The 25,614-nt window shown below is 68.4% G+C and carries 21 protein-coding genes and 1 tRNA gene; 9 read left to right on the plus strand and 13 right to left on the minus strand.

The genetic code is table 11. The features are described from left to right. Nucleotides 1–25 precede the first annotated feature (25 nt). The 3 genes from ACFSCU_RS03495 to ACFSCU_RS03505 all read left to right on the plus strand — a co-directional run bounded on the left by ACFSCU_RS03495 (nucleotide 26) and on the right by ACFSCU_RS03505 (nucleotide 2,307). Complete coding sequence (locus tag ACFSCU_RS03495; RefSeq protein WP_180550554.1) at nucleotides 26–472, plus strand: YybH family protein; 447 nt, start codon at nucleotides 26–28, stop codon at nucleotides 470–472. Between the two features lie 79 nt (nucleotides 473–551). After that, nucleotides 552–1,568, plus strand: a complete 1,017-nt coding sequence (locus ACFSCU_RS03500; protein ID WP_333705287.1) for a YheT family hydrolase — start codon at nucleotides 552–554, stop codon at nucleotides 1,566–1,568. Between the two features lie 196 nt (nucleotides 1,569–1,764). Beyond that, nucleotides 1,765–2,307, plus strand: coding sequence for a DUF2946 family protein (locus ACFSCU_RS03505; protein WP_180550555.1), 543 nt, complete (start codon nucleotides 1,765–1,767; stop codon nucleotides 2,305–2,307). Between the two features lie 277 nt (nucleotides 2,308–2,584). Here ACFSCU_RS03505 and ACFSCU_RS03510 read toward each other — a convergent pair whose 3' ends face one another. From ACFSCU_RS03510 to ACFSCU_RS03525, 4 genes are all read right to left on the minus strand, one after another. Further along, complete coding sequence (locus ACFSCU_RS03510) at nucleotides 2,585–3,505, minus strand: c-type cytochrome (RefSeq protein WP_180550556.1); 921 nt, start codon at nucleotides 3,503–3,505, stop codon at nucleotides 2,585–2,587. Between the two features lie 153 nt (nucleotides 3,506–3,658). Beyond that, nucleotides 3,659–5,179 (minus strand): efflux transporter outer membrane subunit, encoded by a 1,521-nt coding sequence (locus ACFSCU_RS03515; protein ID WP_180550557.1) that lies wholly within the window; start codon nucleotides 5,177–5,179, stop codon nucleotides 3,659–3,661. Next, nucleotides 5,176–8,370 (minus strand): efflux RND transporter permease subunit, encoded by a 3,195-nt coding sequence (locus tag ACFSCU_RS03520; protein ID WP_377559926.1) that lies wholly within the window; start codon nucleotides 8,368–8,370, stop codon nucleotides 5,176–5,178. The genes ACFSCU_RS03515 and ACFSCU_RS03520 overlap by 4 nt, the downstream gene beginning before the upstream one ends. 18 nt (nucleotides 8,371–8,388) lie before the next feature. Further along, nucleotides 8,389–9,702, minus strand: a complete 1,314-nt coding sequence (locus tag ACFSCU_RS03525; RefSeq protein WP_377559927.1) for an efflux RND transporter periplasmic adaptor subunit — start codon at nucleotides 9,700–9,702, stop codon at nucleotides 8,389–8,391. A 207-nt stretch (nucleotides 9,703–9,909) separates the two neighbouring features. Between ACFSCU_RS03525 and ACFSCU_RS03530 the strand changes: the two genes are divergently transcribed. Next, a complete protein-coding gene (locus ACFSCU_RS03530) occupies nucleotides 9,910–10,599 on the plus strand; it encodes a TetR family transcriptional regulator (RefSeq protein ID WP_377559928.1) in 690 nt (229 codons plus the stop codon). Beyond that, nucleotides 10,590–10,665 (plus strand) — tRNA-Arg (locus ACFSCU_RS03535). The genes ACFSCU_RS03530 and ACFSCU_RS03535 overlap by 10 nt, the downstream gene beginning before the upstream one ends. Before the next feature lie 194 nt (nucleotides 10,666–10,859). Here the strand turns inward: ACFSCU_RS03535 and ACFSCU_RS03540 are convergent. From ACFSCU_RS03540 to ACFSCU_RS03570, 7 genes are all read right to left on the minus strand, one after another. Beyond that, nucleotides 10,860–11,207 carry an HPF/RaiA family ribosome-associated protein gene (locus ACFSCU_RS03540; RefSeq protein WP_377559929.1) on the minus strand — a complete coding sequence of 116 codons (348 nt, stop codon included), beginning with the start codon at nucleotides 11,205–11,207 and terminating at the stop codon, nucleotides 10,860–10,862. 72 nt (nucleotides 11,208–11,279) lie between these two features. Beyond that, complete coding sequence (locus ACFSCU_RS03545) at nucleotides 11,280–12,428, minus strand: baeRF3 domain-containing protein (RefSeq protein WP_377559930.1); 1,149 nt, start codon at nucleotides 12,426–12,428, stop codon at nucleotides 11,280–11,282. 372 nt (nucleotides 12,429–12,800) lie between these two features. Further along, nucleotides 12,801–14,339, minus strand: coding sequence for a catalase (locus tag ACFSCU_RS03550; protein WP_180550560.1), 1,539 nt, complete (start codon nucleotides 14,337–14,339; stop codon nucleotides 12,801–12,803). A 250-nt stretch (nucleotides 14,340–14,589) separates the two neighbouring features. Next, entirely contained in the window at nucleotides 14,590–16,542 is a 1,953-nt protein-coding gene (gene mrdA, locus ACFSCU_RS03555) for a penicillin-binding protein 2 (protein WP_377560258.1), read from the minus strand. 342 nt (nucleotides 16,543–16,884) lie between these two features. Continuing rightward, nucleotides 16,885–17,403 (minus strand): rod shape-determining protein MreD, encoded by a 519-nt coding sequence (mreD, locus tag ACFSCU_RS03560; protein ID WP_180550561.1) that lies wholly within the window; start codon nucleotides 17,401–17,403, stop codon nucleotides 16,885–16,887. After that, the gene (mreC, locus tag ACFSCU_RS03565; protein ID WP_333705278.1) at nucleotides 17,400–18,398 is read right to left on the minus strand and encodes a rod shape-determining protein MreC; all 999 of its coding nucleotides are present in this window, start codon (nucleotides 18,396–18,398) and stop codon (nucleotides 17,400–17,402) included. The genes mreD and mreC overlap by 4 nt, the downstream gene beginning before the upstream one ends. A gap of 258 nt (nucleotides 18,399–18,656) precedes the next feature. Further along, nucleotides 18,657–19,700: a rod shape-determining protein gene (locus tag ACFSCU_RS03570; RefSeq protein ID WP_180550562.1), complete on the minus strand. Its 1,044-nt coding sequence runs from the start codon at nucleotides 19,698–19,700 to the stop codon at nucleotides 18,657–18,659. A 203-nt stretch (nucleotides 19,701–19,903) separates the two neighbouring features. On the opposite strand from ACFSCU_RS03570, the gene gatC reads away from it, so the two are divergent. From gatC to gatB, 3 genes are read left to right on the plus strand one after another with little or no spacing between them, the layout of a single operon-like run. Then, a complete protein-coding gene (gene gatC, locus ACFSCU_RS03575) occupies nucleotides 19,904–20,203 on the plus strand; it encodes an Asp-tRNA(Asn)/Glu-tRNA(Gln) amidotransferase subunit GatC (protein WP_180550563.1) in 300 nt (99 codons plus the stop codon). A 2-nt stretch (nucleotides 20,204–20,205) separates the two neighbouring features. After that, the gene (gene gatA / locus ACFSCU_RS03580; RefSeq protein ID WP_180550564.1) at nucleotides 20,206–21,669 is read left to right on the plus strand and encodes an Asp-tRNA(Asn)/Glu-tRNA(Gln) amidotransferase subunit GatA; all 1,464 of its coding nucleotides are present in this window, start codon (nucleotides 20,206–20,208) and stop codon (nucleotides 21,667–21,669) included. Between the two features lie 17 nt (nucleotides 21,670–21,686). Next, complete coding sequence (gene gatB, locus ACFSCU_RS03585; RefSeq protein ID WP_180550565.1) at nucleotides 21,687–23,144, plus strand: Asp-tRNA(Asn)/Glu-tRNA(Gln) amidotransferase subunit GatB; 1,458 nt, start codon at nucleotides 21,687–21,689, stop codon at nucleotides 23,142–23,144. A gap of 67 nt (nucleotides 23,145–23,211) precedes the next feature. Here gatB and ACFSCU_RS03590 read toward each other — a convergent pair whose 3' ends face one another. Continuing rightward, complete coding sequence (locus ACFSCU_RS03590) at nucleotides 23,212–23,907, minus strand: DUF4124 domain-containing protein (protein WP_180550566.1); 696 nt, start codon at nucleotides 23,905–23,907, stop codon at nucleotides 23,212–23,214. A 5-nt stretch (nucleotides 23,908–23,912) separates the two neighbouring features. Then, entirely contained in the window at nucleotides 23,913–24,599 is a 687-nt protein-coding gene (gene pyrE / locus ACFSCU_RS03595) for an orotate phosphoribosyltransferase (RefSeq protein ID WP_180550567.1), read from the minus strand. Nucleotides 24,600–24,612: 13 nt separating this feature from the next. Here pyrE and ACFSCU_RS03600 point away from each other — a divergent pair, with 13 nt between their 5' ends. After that, a complete protein-coding gene (locus ACFSCU_RS03600) occupies nucleotides 24,613–25,410 on the plus strand; it encodes an exodeoxyribonuclease III (RefSeq protein WP_180550568.1) in 798 nt (265 codons plus the stop codon). The last annotated feature ends 204 nt before the right edge of the window (nucleotides 25,411–25,614 follow it).

Consider the following 25,614-nt stretch of genomic DNA (forward strand, 5'->3'; position numbering starts at 1 on the left):
GTCATCACCCGAGCCTTCGCGTGCCATGCCCAAGTCCCGCTACCGCGCCGCCCAGCACGGCGGTTCTGCCGACGACGTCGAAGCCGCCTTCTACGAAGCGCTGCAGGCCGGCGACATCGAGCAGCTCATGGCCTGCTGGGCCGACGAGGACGACATCGTCTGCGTGCACCCCGGCGGGCCGCGGCTGGTGGGCGCGGCGGCCATCCGCGCCGCGTTCGAGGCCATGTTCGCCAACGGTGCCGTGCGCGCCCACCCCGAGCGCCTGCGCAAGGTCGAATCGCTCGGCGCCGCCCTCCACAACGTGCTGGAGCGCGTGGACCTGGTGACCGCCGAAGGCACGCAGCACGCCTGGGTGGTGGCCACCAACGTGTACTTCAAGACGGCACAGGGCTGGCGCCTGGTGGCGCACCATGCCAGCCCCGGCCGCAGCGAGGTGGCCGAGGTGTCGCAGCCGGCGCAGCTGCTGCATTGAAGCTGCGGGCTGCGGCCTTTTCAAGAAAAAAGTGGCTTCAGCGCCCGACGGGCAAGCGCAGGCAGCTATCAAAATAGAAGTGACCCCCTATCGCGCGCCCGCCTGGCTGCCGGGCGGCCAGTTGCAGACGCTGTGGCCGGCGCTCCACGCGCGCCGTGTGGCCGGGCCGCGCATCGCCTACCGGCGCGAGCGCTGGGACACGCCCGATGGCGACTTCGTCGATGTCGACTGGCTCGAACCTGCCGCACCGGCCGGCGCGCCGCTGCTGGTGCTGTTCCACGGCCTCGAAGGCTCGTCGCGCAGCCACTACGCCGAGGCCTTCGCCGGCTGGGCGCGCTCGCACGGCGTGGGCCTGGCGGTGCCGCATTTCCGCGGCTGCTCGGGCGAACCCAACCGCGCCCCGCGCGCCTACCACTCGGGCGACTTCGCCGAGGTCGGCTGGCTTCTGGCGCGCTTCCAGGGCGCGCAACGGGCGCGCGGCGGCGGGCCGGTGCTGGCCGTGGGCGTGTCGCTGGGCGGCAATGCGCTGCTGCGCTGGGCGGGCGAGGCGGGCGTCAGCGCGGGGACGCTGGTCGCGGCGGTGGCGGCGGTGTGTTCGCCGCTCGACCTGGCGGCGGGCGCGCAGGCCATCGGACGCGGCTTCAACCGGCAGGTCTACACCCGCCTGTTCCTGCGCAGCATGAAGACCAAGGCGCGCGCCAAGCTGGCGCAGCACCCCGGCCTGTTCGACGCCGGGCGCCTGCGCGCCGCACGCGACCTGATCGCCTTCGACGACCTGTTCACCGCGCCGCTGCACGGCTTTGCGGGGGCCGGCGATTACTACCGCCGCGCCTCGGCCAAGCCGGTGCTGGCCGACATCCGCGTGCCCGCGCTGGCGCTGAACGCGCAGAACGACCCGTTCGTGCCCGCTGCCTCGCTGCCGCGCGCGGGCGAGGTCGGCCGCCACGTGACGCTGTGGCAGCCGCCCGAGGGCGGCCACGTCGGCTTCTGCCAGGGCCGGGCGCCGGGCCATGTGTTCTGGCTGCCGCGGGCGGTGGGTGGCTGGCTGCTGGCGCAGGCAGAGGTCCCGGCGCGGGCCGGCCATGCCAGCTCGTGACTGGCATGAAGGGGGGGACTTGGGTGAATTTCTTGATGATCACTGAATGGTTCCAGCGCTTTACTGATCGGCGCTGACAGCTCATCAAAAAAGAGCGATCAACGGCGTCAAATTGTTGTCGCCGGAATCCTCGCCTCATGGGCCGTTGACAAGGCGCCTGGACACACCTGCCCGCACTGCTGGCCATAATGGCCGCATGGACGACATCGTCAGGCAGGCCATGGCCAAGTGGCCCAATGTGCCCAGCGCCTATGGCTGGCTGGGGCTGGACGCGCGCGGCAACTGGTACCTGCGCGACGAGCAGGCGCAGGCGGCCGGCGCGTTTGCCAGCGGCCGACCGGGCGCCAAGGGCGCGCTGGTGCAGCTGGAGAAGCTGGTCGACTTCATCCAGCGCAATTACGAAGTCGACGAGGCCGGCCGCTGGTTCTTCCAGAACGGGCCGCAGCGCGTGTTCGTCGAACTCGAAGCCACGCCCTGGATCTGGCGCGTGGCGGCCGACGGCAGCGTGACCGCGCACGACGGCCGCCCGGCGCAGGTGCACGCGGTGTTCACCGACGAGCAGGGGCGGGTGTACCTGCGCACTGACCGGGGTTTCGGCCTGGTGCACACGCAAGACGTGGCCGGCGTGGCCGAGGCGGTGGAAGCCGGCCGCTGGACGCCGCAGGCGGTGCAGGCGGCTGAACTGCCGGTGCGGGAAGGCTATGTGCCCAGTCCCCAAGCGCAGGCTGGCGGCCGGTGAGCAACTGATTGCTTCTGTCTGGCTTGATCGTCAAGAAGTCTCGGATGCCGCGCGGATCGCATCCGCCGTGTGGGAGCGGGCTGACCCGCGATCAAGCGGTGGTGGCGACCAGGCGCCTCATCGCGGGCCAGCCCGCTCCCACAACGCTGTCTGACACTGGTTGCCGATCACGCTGTTTTGATAGCGGCCGGCGCTTGATGGGATTGGCCTGGCGGCCAATTTGGCCATAAAAAAGCCGCTCATCAAGCGGCTTTTTGAGTGCTGGCGCAAGGGGCTTTCAGCGCGCGGCGTTCACCATGTAATCCACGGCGGCCTTGATCTCGTCGTCGGTGGCGGTGGAGGCGCCGCGCGGTGGCATGGCGTTCAGGCCGTTGATGGAGGACTTGTAGAGCGCGTCCATGCCTTTGGCGATGCGCGGTGCCCACTCTTCCTTGTTGCCCGACTTGGGCGCGCCCGCCACGCCGGCGGCGTGGCACACGGTGCACGACTTTTCGTACAGCGCCTTGCCCACTGCCGGGTCGGACGTGGTGGCGGCTGCGGCGGCGCCCGGTGCCGCTGCAACAACGGCAGCGGCAGGCGCGGCCGCCGAGGCTTCTGCGGCAGCAGGCGCGGCAGCAGCCGGCTCGGAGGCGGCTGCAGGTGCAGGCGCCGGTGCAGCAGCCGCTGCCGGCTCTGCGGCAGCCGGGGCGCCACTGGCCGCATCGGCCGGAGCCGCCGGCTCGGCGAGCTTGCCGCCAGCGGCGTTGGCCATGTAAACCACGGCGCGGCCGATTTCCAGATCGGAGAAGTTGCCGCCACCTTGCGGTGCCATGGCGCCCTTACCCTTCAGCGCCGAGGTCAGCAGGGCGTCGTAGCCCAGCGCGATGCGCGGCGCCCAGGCCGCGTGGTCACCCGACTTGGGCGCGCCCGACACGCCGGTGGCATGGCAGGCCGTGCACTGGGCCTTGTAGACCGCTTCGCCGGTCTGCAGCGGGCGGTTGGCATCGCGGATCTCGACCGTGCCCACCTTCTGCAGGCGCTCGGCGATGCCGCGCTGCACTTCGCTGACGCCCGGCGCCGGCAGCGTGGCGGAGGTGACGTAATAGACCAGGCCGATGATGATGAACACCGGCAGCACGAAAGCCAGAACGCTGGCCCAGAACAACTGCTTGGGCGTCTTGATGGGGCCGGTGTGTGCTTCGTGCGTGATGTCGCTCATGGCGTCCTCGGGAGGGCTCGGTCGTGGGTTGTGCGGGGTGCGCGGCACGCAGCCAGCCAGCAACCACCGGGGCTCGCGCGCGACGAAGGGCGATTATAGGCCGCGCCCAGGCGGCCATCGGGCGCAGACAGCCGCCGGGCGGCGCGCTGTTCGTCAGCTGGCGGCCGCGACGGGCGGCATCGGCGGCTGGTAGTCGGTCCAGCCGCCACCCAGGGCCTTGTACAGCTGCACTTCGTTGGCGCGCTGTGCCAGCCGCACCTGGGCCAGCGCCTGCTCGATGGCGAACAGCGAGCGCTGCGCGTCCAGCAAGTCCAGGTAGTTGGCGATGCCGTTGCGGTAGCGCAGGTCGGCCAGGCGGAAGCGGTCGCGCTCGGCCGCGGCCTGCGCCTGCAGCGCGCTCAGCTGGTCGGCCAGCGTGGCGCGGCCGGCCAGCGCGTCGGCCACCTCGCGGAAGGCGGTCTGGATCGACTTCTCGTACTGCGCCACGGCGATCTCGCGGCCGGCGCGCGCGGCGTCCAGGTTGGCCTGGTTGCGGCCCATGTCGAAGATCGGCAGCGTGATGCTGGGCCCGAACGACCAGGCCTTGCTGCCGCTCGAGCCGAACAGGCCGTCCAGATCGCCGCTGACGCGGCCCAGCGAGCCGGTGAGCGAAATGCGCGGGAAGAAGTTGGCGCGCGCCGCGCCGATGTTGGCGTTGGCGGCGATCAGCTGCTGCTCGGCGGCGCGGATGTCGGGGCGGCGCAGCAGCAGGTCGGACGGCAGGCCGGGAGGCACCTCGGTGAAGGTGGGCAGTTCGGCCACCGGCTCGACCGCGGCGGTGGGCTGCGACAGGCTGCGCGGCGCCTCGGGCGTGACCACTGCCGGCACGGGCGGGATCAGCCGCTCGGGGATCGGCTGGCCCACCAGAAGCGTCAGCAGGTTGATGTCCTGCGCGCGCAGGCGCTGCTGCTGGGCGCGCGTGGCCTGCGCGTTGGCGGCCAGCGATTCGGCCAGGCGCATGTCGAGCGCGGACGAGGCGCCGTTGTCGAAGCGCAGCCTGGTCAGGCGCAGCGACTGCTCGCGCGTGCCCAGAGTGCGCTCGGTCAGCAGCAGCAGCTCGGTGTCGGTCTTCAGCTGCAGCCAGGTGCTGCTGACGGCGGCGATCAGGCTGATCTGCGCCGCCTTGCGCGCTTCCTCGGTCGCCAGGTAGTTGGCCAGCGCCACATCCTTGAGCGCCGCCACGCGACCGAAGAAATCCAGCTCCCAACCGGCCACGCCGATGCCCACTGTGTAGTTCGACGACACACTGGGCCCGCCCAGCGCCTGCATCGGGTTCGGGGCCGAGCGCGTGCCGCTGGCCGAGGCGCCCACCGTGGGGAACTGGTCGGCGCTGCGGATCTGGTACTGCGCGCGCGCCTGCTCGATGTTCTGCACCGCCACGCGCAGGTCGCGGTTGTTCTCGATCGCCATGGCGATCAGTTCGCGCAGCTGCGCATCGTGCACGAACTGCTGCCACGGCAGGTCGGCGGCGGCGATGCCGCCCACTTCCTGGGCGCCGGCGCTGTCGGGCCAGGTGGCGGTGACGGGCGCGGCCGGGCGCTCGTACTTCGGCACGAAGGAGCAGCCGGCCAGGACGGCGAGGGCCAGGGTGCTGAGGCCGGCACGCAGGCCGGGCAGAGGGGTGCTTGTCGTCATGGAATCATGACCTCCTTGGGGGCTTGGTCGGCCGGGGTGATTTCCTCGCCGGCGGCCAGTTCGCGATCATGCGCGCGTTGCTCGCGGCTGCGGAACATGGTGCGCACCAGCAGGAAGAATACCGGCACCATCATGACCGATAGCGTGGTGCCCACGGTCATGCCCCAGAACACGCCGGTGCCGATTTCGCGCTGGCTGGCCGAGCTGGCGCCCGAGGCGATGTACAGCGGCACCACGCCCATGATGAAGGCCAGCGAGGTCATCAGAATGGGTCGAAAGCGCAGCCGCGCCGCCGCCAGCGAGGCCTGCAGCACGCTCATGCCCTGCGCCTGCAGGTCCTTGGCGAACTCGACGATCAGGATGGCGTTCTTGGCCGACAGGCCGATCACCGTGATCAGGCCGATCTGGAAGTACACGTCGTTGGGCATGGCGCGTATCCACACGCCGAACAGCGTGCCCAGCACGCCCAGCGGCACCACCAGGATCACCGACAGCGGAATGGTCCAGCTCTCGTACAGCGCGGCCAGGCACAGGAACACCGCCAGGATCGAGAACGCGTACAGGATGGCCGATGAGGCGCCCGCCTTCTTCTCGTCCAGCGAGATGCCGGTCCACTCGTAGCCGAAGCCGGCCGGCAGCGTCCCGGCAATGCGCTCCATCTCGGCCATGGCGTCGCCCGTCGAATAGCCGGGCGCCGGCTCGCCGGTGATGGACATGGACGGATAACCGTTGTAGCGCTTGAGCTGCATGGGGCCGCTGACCCACTTGGCGCTGACCATGGTGGACAGCGGCACCAGCTGGCCCTGGTTGTTGGGCACCTTGAGTGCCAGCACGCTCTCGGGTGTCATGCGCTTGTCGGCGTCGGCCTGCACCGTCACACGCTGCATGTAGCCCTGGTTCGGGAAGTCGGTGACGTAGGCCGAACCCAGCGCCGTGCCCAGCGTGTTGGAGATGGCGGCCACGCTGACGTTCTGCGCTGCGGCGGCGTCGCGGTCGATCTCGATTTCCCACTGCGGCGCGTCTTCCACGCCCTCGGGACGTACGCCGACCAGGATCGGGCTTTGTGCCGCCGTGCCCAGCAGCTGACCGCGCGCGGCTACCAGCGCCTCGTGGCCCATGGCGTTGCGGTCGAGCAGGCGGAACACAAAGCCGCTGCCGGTGCCCAGCTCGGGGATGGCCGGCGGCGTGATGACGATCACGAAGGCGTCGCGGATGCTTTGCAGCGCGCCGGTGGCGCGCCCGGCCAGCGACATGGCGCTTTCCTCCGGCTTGGTGCGCACGCCCCAGTCCTTCAGCGTGGCGAAGGCCAGCGCCATGTTCTGCCCGGTGCCGGAGAAGTTGAAGCCGATGATGCTGACGATGTTGTCGACCTCGGGCTGCTCCATCATGTAGGCCTCGACCTCCTTCATCACGTTGAGCGTGCGCTCCTGCGTGGCGCCTGGCGGCAGCTGGACGTTGACGATCACGTTGCCCTGGTCCTCGGTCGGCAGGAAGGCGGTGGGCAGGCGCATGAACAGCAGCGCCACAACGGCGATGATGGCCGCGTACACCGCCATCATGAGCCAGCTGCGGCGCATCACGCGCACCATGCCGCGCTCGTAGCCGCGCGTGGCGCGGCCGAAATGGCGGTTGAACCAGTTGAAGAAGGGGCCGAAGAAGCCCGTCTTCTTGTCGTGCGCATGGCCCTTGGGGATGGGCTTGAGCATGGTCGCGCACAGCGCCGGCGTCAGCGTCAGCGCGAAGAAGCCGGAGAACGCGATCGACACCGCCATCACCAGGGAGAACTGGCGGTAGATGTTGCCGGTGGCGCCCGCGAAGAAGGACAGCGGCAGGAACACCGCCACCAGAATCACCGTGATGCCGATCACCGCGCCCGAGATCTGGCTCATGGCCTTGATGGTGGCCGCCTTGGGCGGCAGCCCCTCCTCGGCCATGATGCGTTCGACGTTCTCCACCACCACGATGGCGTCGTCCACCACGATGCCGATCACCAGCACCATGGCGAACATTGCCAGGATGTTGATCGACATGCCCAGGTACAGCAGCACGGCGAAGGTGCCCAGCAGCGCGATGGGCACCACGATGGTCGGGATCAGCGTGTAGCGCCAGTTCTGCAGGAACACGAACATCACGATGACCACCAGCGCGATGGCCTCCAGCAGCGTCATCACCACCTTCTGGATCGAGATCTCGACGAACTTGGAGGTGTCGTAGGGCACCGCCCAGCTCACGCCCTCGGGCAGGAAGGATTCCAGCTCGCTCATCCGCTGCTTGATGGCGGTGGCCGTGGCCATGGCGTTGCCGGTGGAGGTCAGCTGGATGCCGACCGCCACCGAGGGCTGGCCGTTCTGGCGCGAGTTGAAGGTGTAGGTTTCAATGCCCAGTTCGACGCGCGCCACGTCGCGGATGCGCACCGACGAGCCGTCGGCGCGCGCGCGCAGCACCACGTCGCCGAATTCCTCGGGCGTGTCCAGCTGGCCGCTCGGCACGGTGATGGTGGCGTTGATGGTCTGGCCCGGCAGGCTGGGCGTATCGCCCAGCGAGCCGCCGGCAATCTGCATGCTCTGGCTGGTGATGGCGCTGTTGACGTCGGCCGCCGTCAGGCCGTAGCCTTCCAGCTTGGCCGGGTCGATCCAGATGCGCATGGCGCGGCCGGACGCGAACAGCTGGGCATCGCCCACGCCTGGCACCCGTTTGAACTCGGGCAGCAGGTTGCGGTTGACGTAGTCCGCCACGTCGTCACGGGTGGCGTTGCCACTCGAGTTGAAGCTCACCACCATCAGGAAGTTGGTGCTGGCCTTGTCGATCCGCACGCCGGTGCGCTTGACCAGATCGGGCAGGCGGGGTTCGGCGCGCGAGAGGCGGTTCTGCACCTCGACCTGGGCGATGTCCGGGTCGGTGCCGGGCTCGAAGGTCAGCGTCAGCTGCGCGAAGCCGGCGGCCGGCGAAGTGGCCTCCATGTACATCAGGCCCTCGGCGCCGTTCATCTCGCGCTCGATGAGCGAGATCACGGTTTCGTCGATGGTCTTGGCGCTGGCGCCGGGGTAGGTGGTCATCACGCGGATGGTGGGCGGCGCGACCGAGGGGTACTGCGACACCGGCAGCTGCGTGATCGACACGATGCCGGCGATCACCACGAAGATGGCGATCACCCAGGCAAAGATCGGGCGGTGGATGAAGAACTTGGGCATGGTGGGCGCCTCTTCCGATCAGCGCGAGGCCGCCGCTGCGGGGCCCGATGCCGCGGCACTCGCCGCCGCCTGCGCCGGCGCGACGGACGAGGATGCTCCTGATTTAGGAGCTGCCGGCGCTTGCCCTGCCTGCGCTGGAGCCTGATTTGGCTTGTAAGGCACGGGCTTGACCGTCTTCACGCCCGGCATCAGCTTCATGAAGCCGTCCACCATCACCTGCTCGCCGGGCTGCAGGCCGCCCAGGATGATCCACTGGTTGCCCTGGGCCTCGCCCAGCGTCACCGGGCGCCGCGTGAACGAGCCGTCGGCCGCCACCACCGTGGCCACGTCGCCCTGCGGCGTACCGCGCGTGATGGCCTGCTGCGGCAGCAGGATGGCGTTCTCCACCTGCGCCTGCTGCAGGCGCACGCGCACGTACATGCCGGGCAGCAGCAGTTGCTGCGGGTTGGGCACCTCGGCGCGCAGGCTCACCTGGCCGGTGCCGGGGTCCACCGTCAGGTCGGTAAACAGCAGGCGGCCGGCTTCGGCGTAGGGTTGGCCGTTCTCCAGCAGGATCTGCACGCGCGCCGCGTTGGTGCCCGAGCGCGCCAGCTGGCCGCTTTGCAGCGCCTGGCGCAGCTGCAGCACATCGCCCGCCGGCTGGGTGAGGTTCACGTACAGCGGGTTGGTCTGCTGGATCACCGCCAGCTGCGTGCCTTCCTGCGCGCTTACCAGCGCGCCCTCGGTCACCAGCGAGCGGCCGATGCGGCCCGAAATCGGCGCCGTCACCGTGGCATAGCCCAGGTTGATGCTGGCCGTGCGCACGGCCGCGCGCCCCGCGGCCACCTGGGCCTGCGCCGCCTTCTCGGCCGCCACGGCGGCATCGAACTCCTGCTTGCTCACCGCGTTGGCGGCCACCAGCGGCCGAAAGCGTGCCACCAGCGCGCTGGCATTGGCCAGGCTGGCCTGCGCCTGCGCCAGTTGCGCCTGCGCACTCTGCTGCGCCGCCTGGTAGGGGGCCGGGTCGACGTGGTAGAGCACCTGGCCGGCGCGCACGTCACTGCCTTCGGTGAACACGCGCTTGGTCAGAATGCCGGTGGCGCGGGCGCGCACTTGCGCCACGCGCGAGGGCTCCAGCCGCCCGGGCAACTCGGTCGACAGGCTCACGGTGCCGGGCTGCACGGTAACCACGCCCACCTCAGGCGGCGGCATGGCCCCGCCCGGGCCCCCCGGGCCTGCGGCCTGGTCATTCTTGTTGCCGCAGGCGGCCAGGGCGGCGGCCAGCAGCACGGCGGCCCCCACGGGCAGCAGGCGGCGCGGTGAAAGGCGGCGGATGGCGGGATGGTCGGGCATGGTTGTTCTCTGGTTGAGTGGCGCGCGCCGGGCGGCGAACGGCCACGCCAGGCGCGAAAAAGGCGAAAGGTTACAGCGGGCGGCTCGGCTTTGCGCGAACGCCAGCTCCTGACCCCATGCAGGGGAAACCGGCAATTATACATACATTGTTGAATGTATGTATGTTAAGATCCCGTGAAATGTTGCAGGATTTCGAGGACTGAGCGCATGGCGCGCCGCACCAAGGAAGATGCCCTGGCGACCCGCGAGGCGTTGCTGGACGCTGCCGAACTGGTGTTCGAGCAGCGCGGCGTGTCGCGCACCTCGCTGTCCGACATCGCCAAGGCCGCCGGCGTCACGCGCGGCGCGGTGTACTGGCACTTCAAGGACAAGGCCGACCTGTTCAACGCCATGATGGAGCGCGTGACGCTGCCGCTGGAGTCCGAACTGGCCGGCTTGGCCGAGGCGCCCGGCGATCCCATCGACGTCCTGGTCATGCAGCTGCTGCGCTCGGTCGGGCAGATCGCGAACGACGCGCGCACCCAGCGGGTGCTGAACATCGCCGTGATGATGGTCGAACACGTGGAAGACCTGTGGCCCGTGCGTGACCGCCACGTGCAGATCGACCGCGCCAACGTCGAGCGCGTGTGCCAGGTGTTCACGCGCTCCAGCGCCTTGCGGCACCAGCCGCTGCCGGCCAACGCCGAACAGCTGGCCGAGGGCTTTCACGCCATGGTGCGCGGTCTGGTCTACAGCTGGTTGCTGCAGCGCTCGTTCGACCTGGAAGCCACCGCCAGCATCGCCATCGATGCCTACCTTGCCGGCATCGGCCTGCCGCGCCAGCTGCTGCTGGCACCCCCGGCGCCGCTGCTGGCGCAATCAGGGATAATCGCGGGCTGTCCAGACAAGCGGCTGTAGCTCAGTGGATAGAGTATCGGCCTCCGAAGCCGAGGGTCGTGGGTTCGATCCCCGCCAGCCGCGCCACTTAAAAAGTCGTTATAAATCAACGACTTGCATCAATTGATGTCCCCGCTACATCGCCCTGCTGCAAAGGGTGATCGATGAATGGGCTTTTCCGCCGGGTGGCTGTTGAGCCACGCCGGTGGCCGGCGTAAGACCGCTTTCCGTCGTTCGCACCGGACCCGCGCTGCAGCCTCCTGATCGCGAGTGGAACGCGCTTAGTCGACCGGGGGGAGGCCGCCATCCGCGCCGCGCGCGCTGGCCAGGCGGCCGAAGGTGCTTTCCATGGCGCTGACGAGTTTGCTGCTGGCCCCCGCGATGGCCAGTTCGAGCGTCGGCGCCTGGTGGTCGACGGCGAGCGGCTGGCGGCCCGAGGGGCGGGCTTCGAGCAGGCAGCGCTTGTCGTTGTCGCCGCCACGGGCGCTGTTGACGTCGCTCAGATGCGCCTCGATGCGGGTGAGCCGGGCATCGAAATGGCCCACCGCCTTGGCCAGGTCCTGCTCGAAGCGTTCGCGCTGCTTTTCCGTCAGTGCGATGTGGAGGTCGGTTTGGATGAAAACCTGCATGGACAACTCTCCTCGGTGTGTGGCCGCGTCACGTTTTGGATGCCGCGACGCGGGCACGGGCATTGGACAAATTCAGAACCGGTAGGTGGCCGCCAGGCCGCTGCGGGTGGGCATGCGGTCGGCCGGCACGATCACCACTTCGCCGCCGCTGCGCAGCACCCGCTCGCCCAGGTCGTCCAGCATGTCGTCGATCCGCGGATCGTCCAGCCTGGCCTCGACCAGCGCGCCGGTGTCGGCGTCGATGCGCCCGGGGATGTGGCGGTCGGCCTCCAGCAGCAGGGTGGCGACACGCCCCTCGGTCGCGGCGCGGGCCACGTCGGACAGATCGGCGCTGCCTTGCTGCCTGGCCTGGGCGGCCGCAAAAGCGTCGATCAGGCCCGCCAGTCGCTCCAGGTAACGCGGCTGCACCACCGCCCAGGCGCGCTCGCGCAATTCGTCGAGCGAAAGCTGGCTGGCATCGACGTCGAGGCTGGCGTCCATCAGGTGCGGGTTGGTGCTGACCTGGCGCAGCAGGTGGTGGTGCTCCGGCAGGGCCGCCAGCAGCAGCGGCCAGCCGCTCGGCCGCGAGTGGTGCTCCAGCACCGCACGATCGACTTCGCGGAAGAACTTCTCGGTGTCGCCCTCGATGCCATCCTGCTTCACGTCGCTGGCGCCGTGCCGCCCCATCACGCCGGGTTCGACCCGGCCGTGCGTGCGCGAGGCGCGGTCGCGCTGCGCTTCGCGCATGGCCAGGTCGTCCAGGTCGCGAGGCACCTCCGGCGCCAGTGCGATCTCGTCCACGCGGTCGCGGTTGCCCTCGAACAGGCGCGCCGAATGCCGGCTCAGCGCCAGGATCTGATAGCGGTCGGCCGACTGCACGATGCGCATCAGGGGCTTGGTGTGAAAGCTGTCGGCGACGATGGCCAGTTCTTCCACCGGGCGCTGCAGCCGATAGACGCCGAACATGTCCGCGGCACCCAGCACGGCCAGGCCCTCGGCGCCGTGGTTCCAGAACTCGGCATCGTCCGCCAGCGCGTTGAACGGTGCCAGCAGCGGGGCGATGTCGCGGTCCGCGTACTTCTGTTGCAGCGAGGTTTCCAGCTGCTTGACCAGGTTGCGAAAGCGTATCGGGTCCTGCTGCCGGTCGGGAAATTGCCGGTGGGTCGGCTGGTACAGCGACAGGCAGGGGGCTTCGTGTGTGCCCAGAATCCTGGCGGGGTAATCGTTGCTGAGGTTGGCCACGGTTGAATCTCCTGAGGCGTTCGCGATGCGCTGCTCATCCCTTGGATCCGGGGGCGACTCGGGGGACGTTCAGCGAGGGCACGGAGAAGGCCGCGCGCTCGCATCGATGATGGGCGGTGATCTCGGCACCGCCATGGACCTTATAGCCCATCTGGGGCCGGGTGCATCGAGGCTGGGGCAACCGCCAGCTTCTCTCCGAGGAGATCACCCCAGGACGTGTTCTTGCCTGAGGGCGCCAGCAGGGCAGGGGCGGGCGGAGAAAAAAAAGCCTTGGCGGGTGCCAAGGCTTTTTCAGGGGTGATTGCTATGAATAATGTAGCTGTCTACGCTTGTGCAGCAAGCGCTCAAGCCCTTTTTGACTTAAAAAAACACTCATGCCGGCAAGGCCACCAGCGGGTTGCCGAACATCGGGTCGTCCTGCTTCGAGGCCAGCGCCTTGTCCAGATCGATCCCCAGCGCCTTGGCCACGCCGGCGCCGTAGGCCGGGTCGGCCGCGTGGCAGTTGCGGATGTGGCGGAACTTGATGAAGTCGGGCACGGTGCCGTCGGCGTTCATGTCGGCGGCGGTGTTGTCGAACAGCGCCTGCTGCTGCGCGGGTGTCATCAGGCGGAACAGCTTGCCGGGTTGCTCGAAGTAGTTGCTGTCGTTCTCGTGGAAGCTCCAGTGCTGGGCGTTGCCGGTGATCTTGAGCGGCGGCTCGGCAAACTCGGGCTGCGCCTGCCACTGGCCGAAGCTGTTGGGCTCGTAGTGCGGCAGGGCGCCGTAGTTGCCGTCGACGCGGCCAATGCCGTCGCGGTGGTTGCTGTGCACCGGGCAGCGCGCCTTGTTCACCGGAATCTGCTGGTAGTTGGTGCCCAGGCGGTAGCGCTGCGCGTCGGCGTAGTTGAACAGGCGCGATTGCAGCATGCGGTCGGGGCTGGCGCCGATGCCGGGCACCAGGTTGCCGGGCGCGAAGGCGCTTTGCTCGACGTCGGCAAAGAAGTTCTCGGGGTTGCGGTTCAGCTCGAACTCGCCGACTTCGATCAGCGGGTAGTCGCCCTTGTACCAGACCTTGGTCAAATCGAACGGGTGCAGGCGGTACTGCTCGGCCTCGGCCTCGGGCATCACCTGGATGTACATCTTCCACTTGGGGAAGTCGCCGCGCTCGATGGCCTCGAACAGGTCTTTCTGGTTGCTTTCGCGGTCCTGGCCCACCACCTCGGCGGCCTCGGCGTTGGTCAGGTTCTGGATGCCCTGCTGGGTGCGGAAGTGCATCTTGACCCAGAAACGCTCGCCCTGCGCGTTCCAGAAGCTGTAGGTGTGCGAGCTGAAGCCGTGCATGTGGCGGTAGCTTTTCGGGATGCCGCGGTCGCTCATCACGATGGTCACCTGGTGCAGCGCCTCGGGGATCAGCGTCCACCAGTCCCAGTTGTTGCGCTTGCTGCGCAGGTTGGTCTTGGGGTCGCGCTTGACGGCCTTGTTCAGGTCGGGGAACTGGCGCGGGTCGCGGATGAAGAACACGGGCGTGTTGTTGCCCACCATGTCCCAGTTGCCCTCTTCGGTATAGAACTTCAGAGCGAAGCCGCGGATGTCGCGCTCGGCGTCGGCGGCGCCGCGCTCGCCGGCCACGGTGGTGAAGCGGGCGAACATCTCGGTCTTCTTGCCGACTTCGCTGAAGATTTTGGCGCGCGTGTATTTCGTGATGTCGTTCGTCACGGTGAAGGTGCCGAAGGCACCCGAGCCCTTGGCGTGCATGCGACGCTCAGGCACCACCTCGCGCACGAAGCCGGCCAGTTTCTCCTGCAGCCACACGTCCTGCGCCAGCAGCGGGCCGCGCGGGCCGGCGGTCAGGCTGTCGCGATTGGTGGGCACCGGGGCACCGAAGTCGGTGGTCAGGTGGGTCACGGGGCACTTCTTGGCGTTGTCGGTCATCGGGGGTCCTTTCGGGCGGTCGGAGAGGGCTGAAGGCCGGCATCGGCGGCCGGCAGTCAAATGATAAATAGTGTTTATGGCACGTCAAAGTCAATAGTATTTATTGACTTCATAGCCTGAGGGCATGGTGTGGCAAAGCGACGGCCTGGCACAGCTTACGTCAGGGGTGGCCTGCCGTGTGCAGGACAAGGCCGGGTGTGCGCCGGAAGGTGGCGGCCCGCGCCCCTGGGCCCGCACGGGCCGGCGCGTGTCAGGGTGCCAGTGCGCCCGCCTGCCCGACCACGTCGGCCACGCGCCGCGGCGTGCCGATGGGGGCGGTGGCCTGGCCGCGCTGCAGGGCGGCGATGTCGGCCTCGCTGGGGTACACGCCGGCCAGCCAGTAGTCCATCACCCGGCGCACCAGCGGCGCGGCGTGGGCGGCGCCAAAGCCGGCGTTCTCGACGATGGCGGCCACGGCGATGCGCGGGTTGTCGGCCGGGGCGAAGGCGATGTAGAGCGAGTGGTCGCGCTGGTGCTCGGCCAGCTTGGCGGCGTTGTAGCGGCTCTTCTGGCCGATGCTGACGGCCTGCGCCGTGCCCGTCTTGCCGCCCGACAGGTAGGGCGCGCCGGCAAACACGCCGCGCGAGGTGCCCTCCAGCGTCACGCCCACCATGCCGCGCTTGACGGCCGCCACGTGATCGGGCTTGTAGCCCATCGACTGGCCGGGCGGCTGCGGCAGCTCCTTCACCTGCAGGCTGATGGCGTCCTGCTGCGCCTTCACCAGGTGCGGCGTGTGGTGCACGCCGCCGGCAGCCACCGTGGCGGTGGCGCTGGCCAGCTGCAGCATGGTGAAGTTGTTGTAGCCCTGCCCGATGCCGAGCGAGATGGTTTCGCCCGCGTACCAGCGCTGCTGCTCGGGCCGCTTGTAGGTGCGGCGCTTCCAGTCGGTGGAGGGCAGCACGCCACGCGTCTCGCCCGGAATGTCGATGCCGGTGACCTGGCCGAAGCCCAGCGGCTTCATGAAGTCGTGGATCAGGTTCACGCCCATGTCGTTGGCCAGCATGTAGTAGTACACGTTGCTCGACTTGACGATGCTGCGGTGCAGGTCGACCGCGCCCAGCGCGTGGCCCGAGCGGAAGGTGTGGCCGGCGAAGGTCCATGAGCCGCCGTCCATGATGGTGGTGCCGGTGGTGCGCTTGCCGGTTTCCAGCGCGGCCAGCGCCATGAAGGGCTTGTAGGTGGAGCCGGGCGGGTAGGTCCCGCGCAGCGCGCGGTTCAGCAGCGGCTTGTCGATGGAGTTGTTCAACTCGTCCCAGGTCTCGTGGTCGATGCCTTCGACGAACAGGTTGGGGTCGTAGGTGGGCTTGCTGACGAAGGCCAGGACTTCGCCGTTCTGCGGGTCGATGGCCACCAGCGCGCCGCGGCGCTCGCCGTACATCTGCTCCACCAGCTGCTGCAGGTGGATGTCGATCGACAGCCGCACCGAATCGCCCGGCGTGGCCGGGTGGCTGGCCAGCCGCCGCACCGCGTAGCCGCCGGCCGAGGTCTCCATCTGCTCGACGCCGGTGGTGCCGTGCAGCACCTTCTCGTAGCTGCTCTCCACGCCCAGCTTGCCGATGTAGTCGGTGCCGCGGTAGTTGGCGGCGTCGTCGGAATCCTCGATGCGCTCCTTTTCGCGCTGGTTGATGCGGCCGATGTAGCCCACCACGTGCGCGCCGGTTTCGCCCAGCGGGTAGGTGCGGAACAGGCGCGCCTTGATCTCGACGCCCGGAAAGCGGTAGCGCTGGGCGGCGAAGCGCGCCACCTCCTCGTCCGAGAGGCGCATGCGGATCGGCAGCGACTCGAAGTTGCGCGAATCTTCCAGCAGGCGCTGAAAGCGCCGCCGGTCGCGCGGCGTGACCTCGACCACCTGCGCCACGGCGTCGATCGCCTCGCTGACGGGGCGGCCCAGGCGCGAGGGCGTGATCTCCAGCGTGTAGGCGCGGTAGTTGGTGGCCAGCACCACGCCGTTGCGGTCGAGGATTTCGCCGCGGTGCGGCACGATGGGCACCACCGCCGTGCGGTTGGTCTCGGCGCGCTGCGCCAGCTCGTCGTGGCGCAGCACCTGCAGGTGGTACAGCCGCCAGGCCAGCAGGCCGAAGCCCAGCAGCACCACCAGCGCCACCACGCCCAGCCGCAGGCGAAAGCGCATCAGCTCGGCTTCGAGGTTGCGGATCTCGGTCATCATTGGGTGACACCCCCCTGAGGCGCTGACGCGCCCCCCCTCTGCTGCGCGAGGGGGGACATCGCCAGTGGCCGGTGTAGATGAGGCCACGGCGATCGCTGGCATGGCCTGCTCCGCGGCCCTTTGATTTGGCGCGGCAATTGCATCGGCTGTGGGAGCGGCCTTGGCCGCGATGCGGCAATGGTGGGGCGTGGCCGGGCCCATCGCCGACAGCTGTCACTGGTCATGGCGGCGCAACTGCCGTCACTGACGCGCTGCGGAATGATCTCGCAGAAACTATTAAAGCAATAGCTGCTTGCGCTTATTGGGTAGGCGATGCAAGAGAGTTTCATTCCGACTCCCTCACAGCGGCCGGTTGGCATCCGGGTTCGGCGCGCGGCGCTGCGGTGCCAGCAGCAGCACGGCAACGATGGGCCACAGCGCGGCCTCCAGCACCGGCCCCAGCAGCACCTGCCAGCCGGGGAACATGGCGCCGCCGATCAGGCGCAGCAAAATGGTAATGGCGTGGGCCAGCGCGAACAAGGGCAGCAGCTGCAGCGCCTGCCCCGGCACCGAGAACCACAGGATGCGCCGGTGGATCATGATGGCGCAGTAGATCAGCACCGTGTAGGCCAGCGCGTGCTGGCCCAGCAGCGAGGCCTGGTGCACGTCCAGCGCCAGCCCGAACAGGAAGGCCGCCAGCAGCCCGACGCGGCGCGGCTGGTGCACGTTCCAGAACACCAGCACCACCGCCAGGAAGTCGGGCATCCACAGCACGCGCCCCAGCGGCAGCAGGTTGAGCATCAGCGCCACCAGCAGGCTGCCCCAGATGAAGGCGGGGCTGGCCGGCAGCAGCAACTGCTGACCGCGCGGCATGATCATCGGCGCGCCCCCTGTGCCGCGGCGCGGCGCGCGGGCGGTGCCGACGCGGGCCGCGCCGGCGAGGCCGCCGAAGCAGGGGCCGATGCCGGCGCCGCAGCCGCCACCTGCTGCGGGTTGCCGTCGGCATCCTGCGGCACCTGGCGGGTCACCGGGGCCAGCACCATCACGTGCGTCACGCCCTGCAGCTTGGCCAGCGGCGCGCACTGGATGCGGGTGAACGAGGTGTCGCTGCGCCGGTCGACCGACACCACGCGCGCCACCGGCAGCCCCGGCGGGTAGACGCCGTCGACGCCGCTGGTGGCCAGCAGATCGCCTTCCTTCACGTCCTCGGTCACGGCCATGTAGCGCAACTCCATCATGCCGCCGCGCGGCGACGGATCGCCGTACGCCACGGCGCGCGTGCCGGTGCGCGTGTTCATCACCGGAATCACCTGCTCGCGGTCGATCAGCAGCGTGATCTCGCTGACGAAGGGGTACACGCGCGTCACCTGGCCCAGCACGCCCGATTCGTCCATCACTGGCGAGCCCGGCTCGATGCCCTGCAACTGCCCCTTGCCGATCACCACGCGGCGGCTGTAGGGGTCGGTGGCGTCGTACAGCACCTGCGCCGCCACGCTGGCCACCTGCAGGCGCTCGCGCAGGCCCAGCAGCTGGCGCAGGCGCTCGTTCTCCAGCAGCAGCTGCTCCACCTGGCCGGCGCGCTGCGATTGCTCGGCCAGCTTCACGCGCGCGGCTTCCTCGGTCACGCGGGCGGTCTTCAGGTCGGTCAGGTAGCCCAGGCCGGTCTGCACCATCTGCACCGGCTGCAGCGCCAGCCACTGTGCCGGGTACAGCACCGTGGCGATCACGGCGCGCAGCGGCTGCACGATCTGGAAGCGCGCATCCGCCACCATCAGGAACAGCGCCAGCGCGCTGAAGAACACCAACTGCGACAGCGCCGACGGCCCTTGCTTGAAGAAGGGCGGCGGCGAGCGGTCGAGGGTTTCGAGCGGCATGGGCGTCAACGCGGCGACACGGGAGAATTCACTACCAAAACAAGAGCATTATCCGCTGGTTGCGCCTGCGCCGGGTGACTATTTGTGCCCAAGCCGGCAACCACCTGAAGCCATCAGCCGCGCCTGCCTCGAGGGCTGCGCAGCCAGCCCTTTCAGAAGGCCGCGGAGCAGGCCACCATGGAACGCCGTGGCCGGGCTTGTACCGGCCACTGGCGTTGTCCCCTTGAGGGGAAGGCGCGCAGCGCCACAGGGGTGGGCCTATTCATTCGTGAAGATGTTGCCCAGCCGCTCCATGCGCTCCAGCGCCAGGCCGCAGCCGCGCACCACGCAGGTCAAGGGCTCTTCGGCCACCAGCACGGGCAGGCCGGTTTCTTCGGCCAGCAGGCGCTCCAGGTCGCGCAGCAGGGCGCCGCCGCCGGTCAGCATCATGCCACGCTCGGCGATGTCGGCGCCCAGCTCGGGCGGCGTTTCCTCCAGCGCCTTCTTCACTTCCGAGACGATGTTGTTCAACGGCTCGGTCAGCGCTTCCAGAATCTCGTTGCTGCTGATGGTGAAGCTGCGCGGCACGCCTTCGCTGAGGTTGCGGCCCTTGACCTCCATCTCGCGCACTTCGCTGCCGGGAAAGGCGCTGCCGATTTCCTTCTTGATCAGCTCGGCCGTCGGGTCGCCGATCAGCATGCCGTAGTTGCGGCGAATGTAGTTGATGATGGCGTCGTCGAACTTGTCGCCGCCCACGCGCGCGCTGCCCTTGTAGACCATGCCGCCCAGGCTGATGACGCCCACCTCGGTGGTGCCGCCGCCAATGTCGACCACCATCGAGCCGCTGGCCTCGCTGACGGGCAGGCCGGCGCCGATGGCGGCGGCCATCGGCTCCTCGATCAGGTACACCTCGGATGCACCCGCGCCCAGGGCCGACTCGCGGATGGCGCGGCGCTCGACCTGCGTGGAGCCGCAGGGCACGCAGATGATGATGCGCGGGCTCGGCTTGAACAGGCCGCGCGGGTGCACCATCTTGATGAACTGCTTGAGCATCTGCTCGGTGACGGTGAAGTCGGCGATCACGCCGTCCTTCATCGGGCGGATGGCCTCGATGTTGCCCGGCACCTTGCCCAGCATGGCCTTGGCCTCGCTGCCCACGGCCTGGATGCTCTTCTTGCCCTGCGGGCCGCCCTCGTGGCGGATGGCGACCACCGAGGGCTCGTCCAGCACGATGCCTTTGTCGCGCACGTAGATCAGGGTGTTGGCGGTGCCGAGATCGATGGCCAGGTCGGTGGAGAAATACCGACGAAAAGCTCCAAACATGAAGTGTCCTTTGACGGGCCGCGCGCGCGCACCAGACGCCGCAACCCCGTGATTCGATGCGAATTAAGCGTGATTTCGTGCAAATACGGCCCGTTTCAGGGCCGTTACACCAAAGGCGGGATAATACCGCATCGCTCTCTCACGCCCTTCATCGGCATGAGGTCGAAAGTTCAAATTTACATCTGCTTTCCAGTGTCTTTTTCATGGCTTTGACATCTGACGATATCGGGCGCATCGCGCATCTGGCGCGGCTCGAACTGAGTGCCGACGAAAGTGAGCGAATGCTCACCCGGCTGAACGACTTCTTCGGCATCGTCGAAGCCATGTGCGCGGTGGACACGCAGGGCGTCGAGCCGCTCACGCAGCCCATCGCCGCCATCCAGGACGTGCAGCTGCGCCTGCGCGAAGACGTGGCCAGCGAGCCCGACCAGCGCGAAGCCAACCAGCGCAGCGCCCCGGCGGTCGAGGACGGCCTGTACCTGGTGCCGAAAGTGATCGAATAAGTATGAGCGCCCTGCATGACCTGACGGTGGCCCAGATGGCCGCCAAGCTGAAGTCGCGTGAGTTGTCCGCCGTCGAGGCGGCGCAGCACTTCCTGGCGCGCGCCAAGGCGCACACCCCACTCGGCGCCTACCTGGCGATGAACGACGACGCCACCCTGGCGCAGGCGCGCGCGGTCGATGCGCGGATCGCCGCCGGTGACGCGCCGCCGCTGGCCGGCGTGCCGGTGGCGCACAAGGACGTGTTCGTCACCACCGATTTCCCGACTACCGCCGGCTCGAAGATGCTGGCCGGCTACCGCTCGCCTTTCGAGAGCACGGTCACGCGCAAACTGGCCGAGTCCGGCATGGTGTGCCTGGGCAAGCTCAACTGCGACGAGTTCGCCATGGGTTCGGCCAACGAGACCTCGGCCTATGGCCAGGCGCACAACCCGTGGGACACCAGCCGCACGCCGGGCGGCTCGTCGGGCGGCAGCGCGGCCGCCGTGGCCGCGCGCCTGGCGCCCGCCGCCACCGGCACCGACACCGGCGGCTCGATCCGCCAGCCGTCCGCGTTCTGCAACCTCACCGGCATCAAGCCGACCTACGGCCGCGCCTCGCGCTACGGGATGATTGCCTACGCCTCCAGCCTGGACCAGGCCGGCCCGATGGCACGCACGGCCGAGGACTGCGCGCTGCTGCTGTCCGCCATGTGCGGCCCTGATCCGGACCGCGACTCCACCTCGCTCGACGTGCCGGCCGAAGACTTCACGCGCGCGCTGAACGAGCGCCTGGACGGCCTGCGCATCGGCGTGCCCAAGGAGTTCTTCACAGGCGGTCTGGCCGACGACGTGCGCACTGCCGTGGATGGCGCGCTGGCCGAACTGCAGAAGCTGGGCGCCCAACTGGTCGATATTTCATTACCGCGCACGCAGCTCTCGATCCCGGTCTACTACATCATCAGCCCGGCCGAGGCCAGCTCCAACCTGTCGCGTTTCGACGGCGTGCGCTACGGTCACCGCGCCAGCCACTACACCGACCTGATCGACATGTACTGCAAGACCCGCGCCGAAGGCTTCGGCGACGAGGTCAAGCGCCGCATCATCACCGGCACCTACGTGCTGAGCCACGGCTACTACGACGCCTACTACCTGCAGGCGCAGAAGATCCGCCGCATGATCGCCGACGATCTGCAGCGCGCCTTCCAGCAGTGCGACGTCATCGCCGGCCCGGTGGCGCCCACGGTGGCGCGCGGCATCGGCGCCTGCTGCGACGACCCCTTGGCCGACTACCTGGCCGACATCTACACACTGTCCGCGTCACTCGCCGGCCTGCCGGCCATGAGCGTGCCGGCCGGCTTCGGCGCCGGCGGCATGCCCGTGGGCCTGCAACTCATCGGCAACTACCTGCAGGAGTCCAGGCTGCTGAACGTGGCGCACCGACTGCAGCAGGCGACGGACTGGCACACGAAGAAGCCCCAGGGCATTTGAAGAGGGGCGTGATCGACATGAGCAAACTTATCCAGGGCTACGAAGTCGTGATCGGCTTCGAGACGCACGCCCAGCTGCAAACGCAAAGCAAGATCTTCAGCCGTGCCGCCACCGCCTTCGGTGCGGCACCCAACACGCAGGCCAGCGCGGTCGATCTGGCGCTGCCCGGCGCGCTGCCGGTGATGAACCGCGAAGCGGTGCAGTGTGCTATCAAATTGGGATTGGCCCTCGGCTCCCACATTGCGCCGCGCAGCATTTTTGCCCGCAAGAACTACTTCTACCCCGATCTGCCCAAGGGCTACCAGATCAGCCAGTTCGAGATTCCGGTGGTGCAGGGCGGCGAGGTGTCGTTCTTCGTGGAAGAAGACAAGCAGACGGTGCGCAAAGTCGTCAGGCTCGTGCGAGCCCACCTCGAAGAAGACGCCGGCAAGTCGCTGCACGAGGACTACCACGGCATGAGCGGCATCGACCTGAACCGCGCCGGCACGCCCCTGCTCGAGATCGTGACCGAACCCGACATGCGCAGCAGCGAAGAAGCGGTGGCGTATGCGAAGGAGCTGCACAAGATCGTCACCTGGATCGGCGTGTGCGACGGCAACATGCAGGAGGGCAGCTTCCGCTGCGACGCCAACGTCAGCGTGCGCAAGCCGGGCCAGCCGCTGGGCACGCGGCGCGAGATCAAGAACCTGAACAGCTTCCGGTTCATGCAGCAGGCCATCGACTACGAGATCCGCTGGCAGATCGAGCAGCTGGAAGACGGCCACAAGATCCAGCAGGCCACCGTGCTGTTCGACCCCGACACGGGCGAGACGCGCGCCATGCGCAGCAAGGAAGACAGCGCCGACTACCGCTACTTCCCTGATCCCGATTTGCCGCCGCTCTGCATTTCAGAGCAATGGATCGAGAACACGCGGGCGCAGATGCCCGAATTGCCGCGCAGGATGGCCGAGCGCTTCGTGGCCGACTACGGCCTGCCCGAGTACGACGCCACCACGCTGACGCAGACGCCGGCGATGGGTGCTTACTTTGAAGCCGCCGCCAACGCCAGCGGCCAGCCCAAGCTGGCCAGCAACTGGGTGATGGGCGAAATCTCCAAGCGGCTGAACGCCGAGGAGATCGGCATCGAGGCCGCCAAGGTGTCGACGGCGCAACTGGCCGCGCTGATCGGCCGCATCCAGGACGGCACCATCAGCAACGCCGCCGCGCGCCAGGTGTTCGAGGCGCTGTGGAATGGCGAGGCGAGCGAGGTCGACGCCGTCATCGAGGCCAAGGGCCTCAAGCAGATGAATGACACCGGCGCGCTGGAAAAGATCGTCGACGAGGTCATCGCCGCCAACCCGGACAACGTGGCGCAGTTCAAGGCCGGCAAGGACAAGGCCTTCAATGCGCTGGTCGGCCAGGTCATGAAGGCCAGCAAGGGCAAGGCCAACCCGGCGCAGGTGAATGAGCTGCTGCGCAGCAAGCTGGGCGGCTGAGTTTGCTGCAATAAATATAGCTATCAGCGCCCGGTGGGCGGGCGCTGGAGGCTGATTTGGCTTGAAATCAGCGCTTGGCGCTGCCGGCCGCATGGTCGGCCCGGGCTTGCCACAGCTGCTGCAGGCGCGCGGCTTCCTCGTCGAAGCGCGCGTTGATGCGGTTGCGCTCGTCCTGCTGGCCGGCGATGGCGCGGCGCTGCGCCTCCACGGCCTGGGCGTTGTCCTCGATGCCGCGGCGCACCTTGGCGGGCGCCTTCGACGGGTCCTTCCTGTAGAACTCCATCTCATCGTCCAGCGCCTTGCGTTCCTTGGCCAGCTCGGCAAGGCGCGCCTCGGCGGCGTCGACCACGATCTGCGTCTGCGACAAAGCTTCCGCACGCCCCGCGTCGTGGGCGGCCTTGTCGGGGTAGCGGGTGATCAGCGCCTGATCACGCCGGATGATGTTCTGCGCGCGCTGGCGCTCGATGGCAAGCTCGCGCTCGCGGGCTTCGCGCGCCTCGCGCTCGGCGGCGGTCAGCGTCGGCGGGATGACGCGGCGCGTGGTACCGCTGCTGTTCAGCTCGCGCTGCTCGCGGTCGATGCAGGACAGGATGGGACGGTCCGACGTCAGCCGGCGGCCGTGCGCGTCGATGCAGGTATAGATGCCGCCCGCGGCACCCTGCTTGCCGGCCTGCGCCCACGCCGGCGCCCCACCCAGCACAGCGGCCGCCAGGCCGATGGCCGGCAGCGCATTCACCACGAATCGACGAGCGGAAAAGATCATTGCCTTCAATCAACGCCGTACCGGGCCCGGTAGGCCGACACGGCTTCAAAATGAGTACAAAAATTGTCAGTCTTGGACAGGTGCTGCAATAACTGGGCCAGGTTGGCGATGGCGCACACCTGCAAACCCAGCGTATCGCGGACATATTGCACGGCCGACCAGGAAACATCTTCGCCGTTCTCGGTTGCTTTCTCCTGACGATCCAGCGCGATCGCCACCGCGTGCGGCGTGGCGCCGGCGGCCTGGATCAGCGCGATCGACTCGCGCACCGCGGTGCCGGCCGAGATCACGTCGTCCACGATCAGCACGCGGCCTTTCAGCGGCGCGCCCACCAGCGTGCCGCCTTCGCCGTGGTCCTTGGCCTCCTTGCGGTTGTAGGCAAAGGGCTTGTTCACGCCCAGGCGCGCCAGTTCCACCGCCACCGCCGCGCCCAGCGGAATGCCCTTGTAGGCCGGGCCGAAGAGTACGTCGAACTCGATGCCCGAGGCCAGCAGGGCGCGGGCATAGAATTGCGCCAGCCGGCCCAGCTTGGCCCCGTCGTCGAACAGGCCGGCGTTGAAGAAATAGGGGCTCATGCGCCCCGCCTTGGTCTTGAATTCGCCGAAGCGCAGCACGCCGCTTTCGATGGCGAATTGCACGAAATCCTGCGCCAGCTGGTCGCGCTCGCCGCTGGCCGCCTGTGGTCCGTTCATTGGAGATACCCCTTTGTTCAAGCTCACCAGCCTCAACCTCAATGGCATCCGCTCTGCCGCCACCAAGGGCGTGGAAGCCTGGCTGGAGCAACACGCGCCGGATTGTATTTGCGTGCAGGAGATCAAGGCCCAGATGCCTGACATCGAAGGCCGCTTCGAGATCCTGGCCGGCATGCGCGGCCACTTTCACCTGGCCACGGCCAAGAAGGGCTATTCGGGCGTGGGCATCTACACGCGGCATGAGCCCAGCGAGGTGATCGCCGGCTACGGCTCGCCCGAGTTCGACGAGGAGGGCCGCTACCTGGAGACGCGGTTTGACACGCCCTCGCGCAAGTTCTCCGTCATCAGCTGCTACTTTCCCAGCGGCTCGTCCGGCCCCGAGCGGCAGGAGGCCAAGTACCGCTTCCTGGCCGAGTTCTACCCCGTGCTGCACCGCCTGAAGGCCGAGCGCGAGTTCGTGCTGTGCGGCGACGTGAACGTGGCGCACCAGGAAATCGACCTGAAGAACTGGAAGAGCAACCAGAAGAACAGCGGCTTTCTGCCCGAAGAGCGCGCCTGGGTCACCAAGGTCATCGACGAACTGAACCTGGTCGACGTGTACCGCCGCCTGCACCCAGAGGCGACGGGTGAGTCGTACACGTGGTGGAGCAACCGCGGCCAGGCCTACGCCAAGAACGTGGGCTGGCGGCTGGACTACCACCTGGCCACCCCCGCCATCGCCGAGGCCGCGCGCACGGCGGCGATCTACAAGGACCAGAAGTTCAGCGACCACGCGCCGATCACCATCGACTACGCCATGCGGGTCGTCTGAAGGCTGTTTTGCGGCGCACGGTGGCGTGCCCCTGACCTGCTGTGGAGCGGGCTGGCCCGCGATGCCAGCGCATCCGTCGCCGCAAGTGCCGCATCGCGGGCAAGCACGCATCCACAAGCGTGGCCCATCCGGCCGCTATGCACCGCGTTCAAACACATCGGCCGACGTGGGCGGCAACGCCTGTCCTACAGCCTCGGGCCGGCG

Source organism: Ottowia beijingensis (assembly GCF_042680925.1).
In the GTDB taxonomy this organism is placed as follows: Bacteria; Pseudomonadota; Gammaproteobacteria; order Burkholderiales; family Burkholderiaceae_C; genus Ottowia; species Ottowia beijingensis.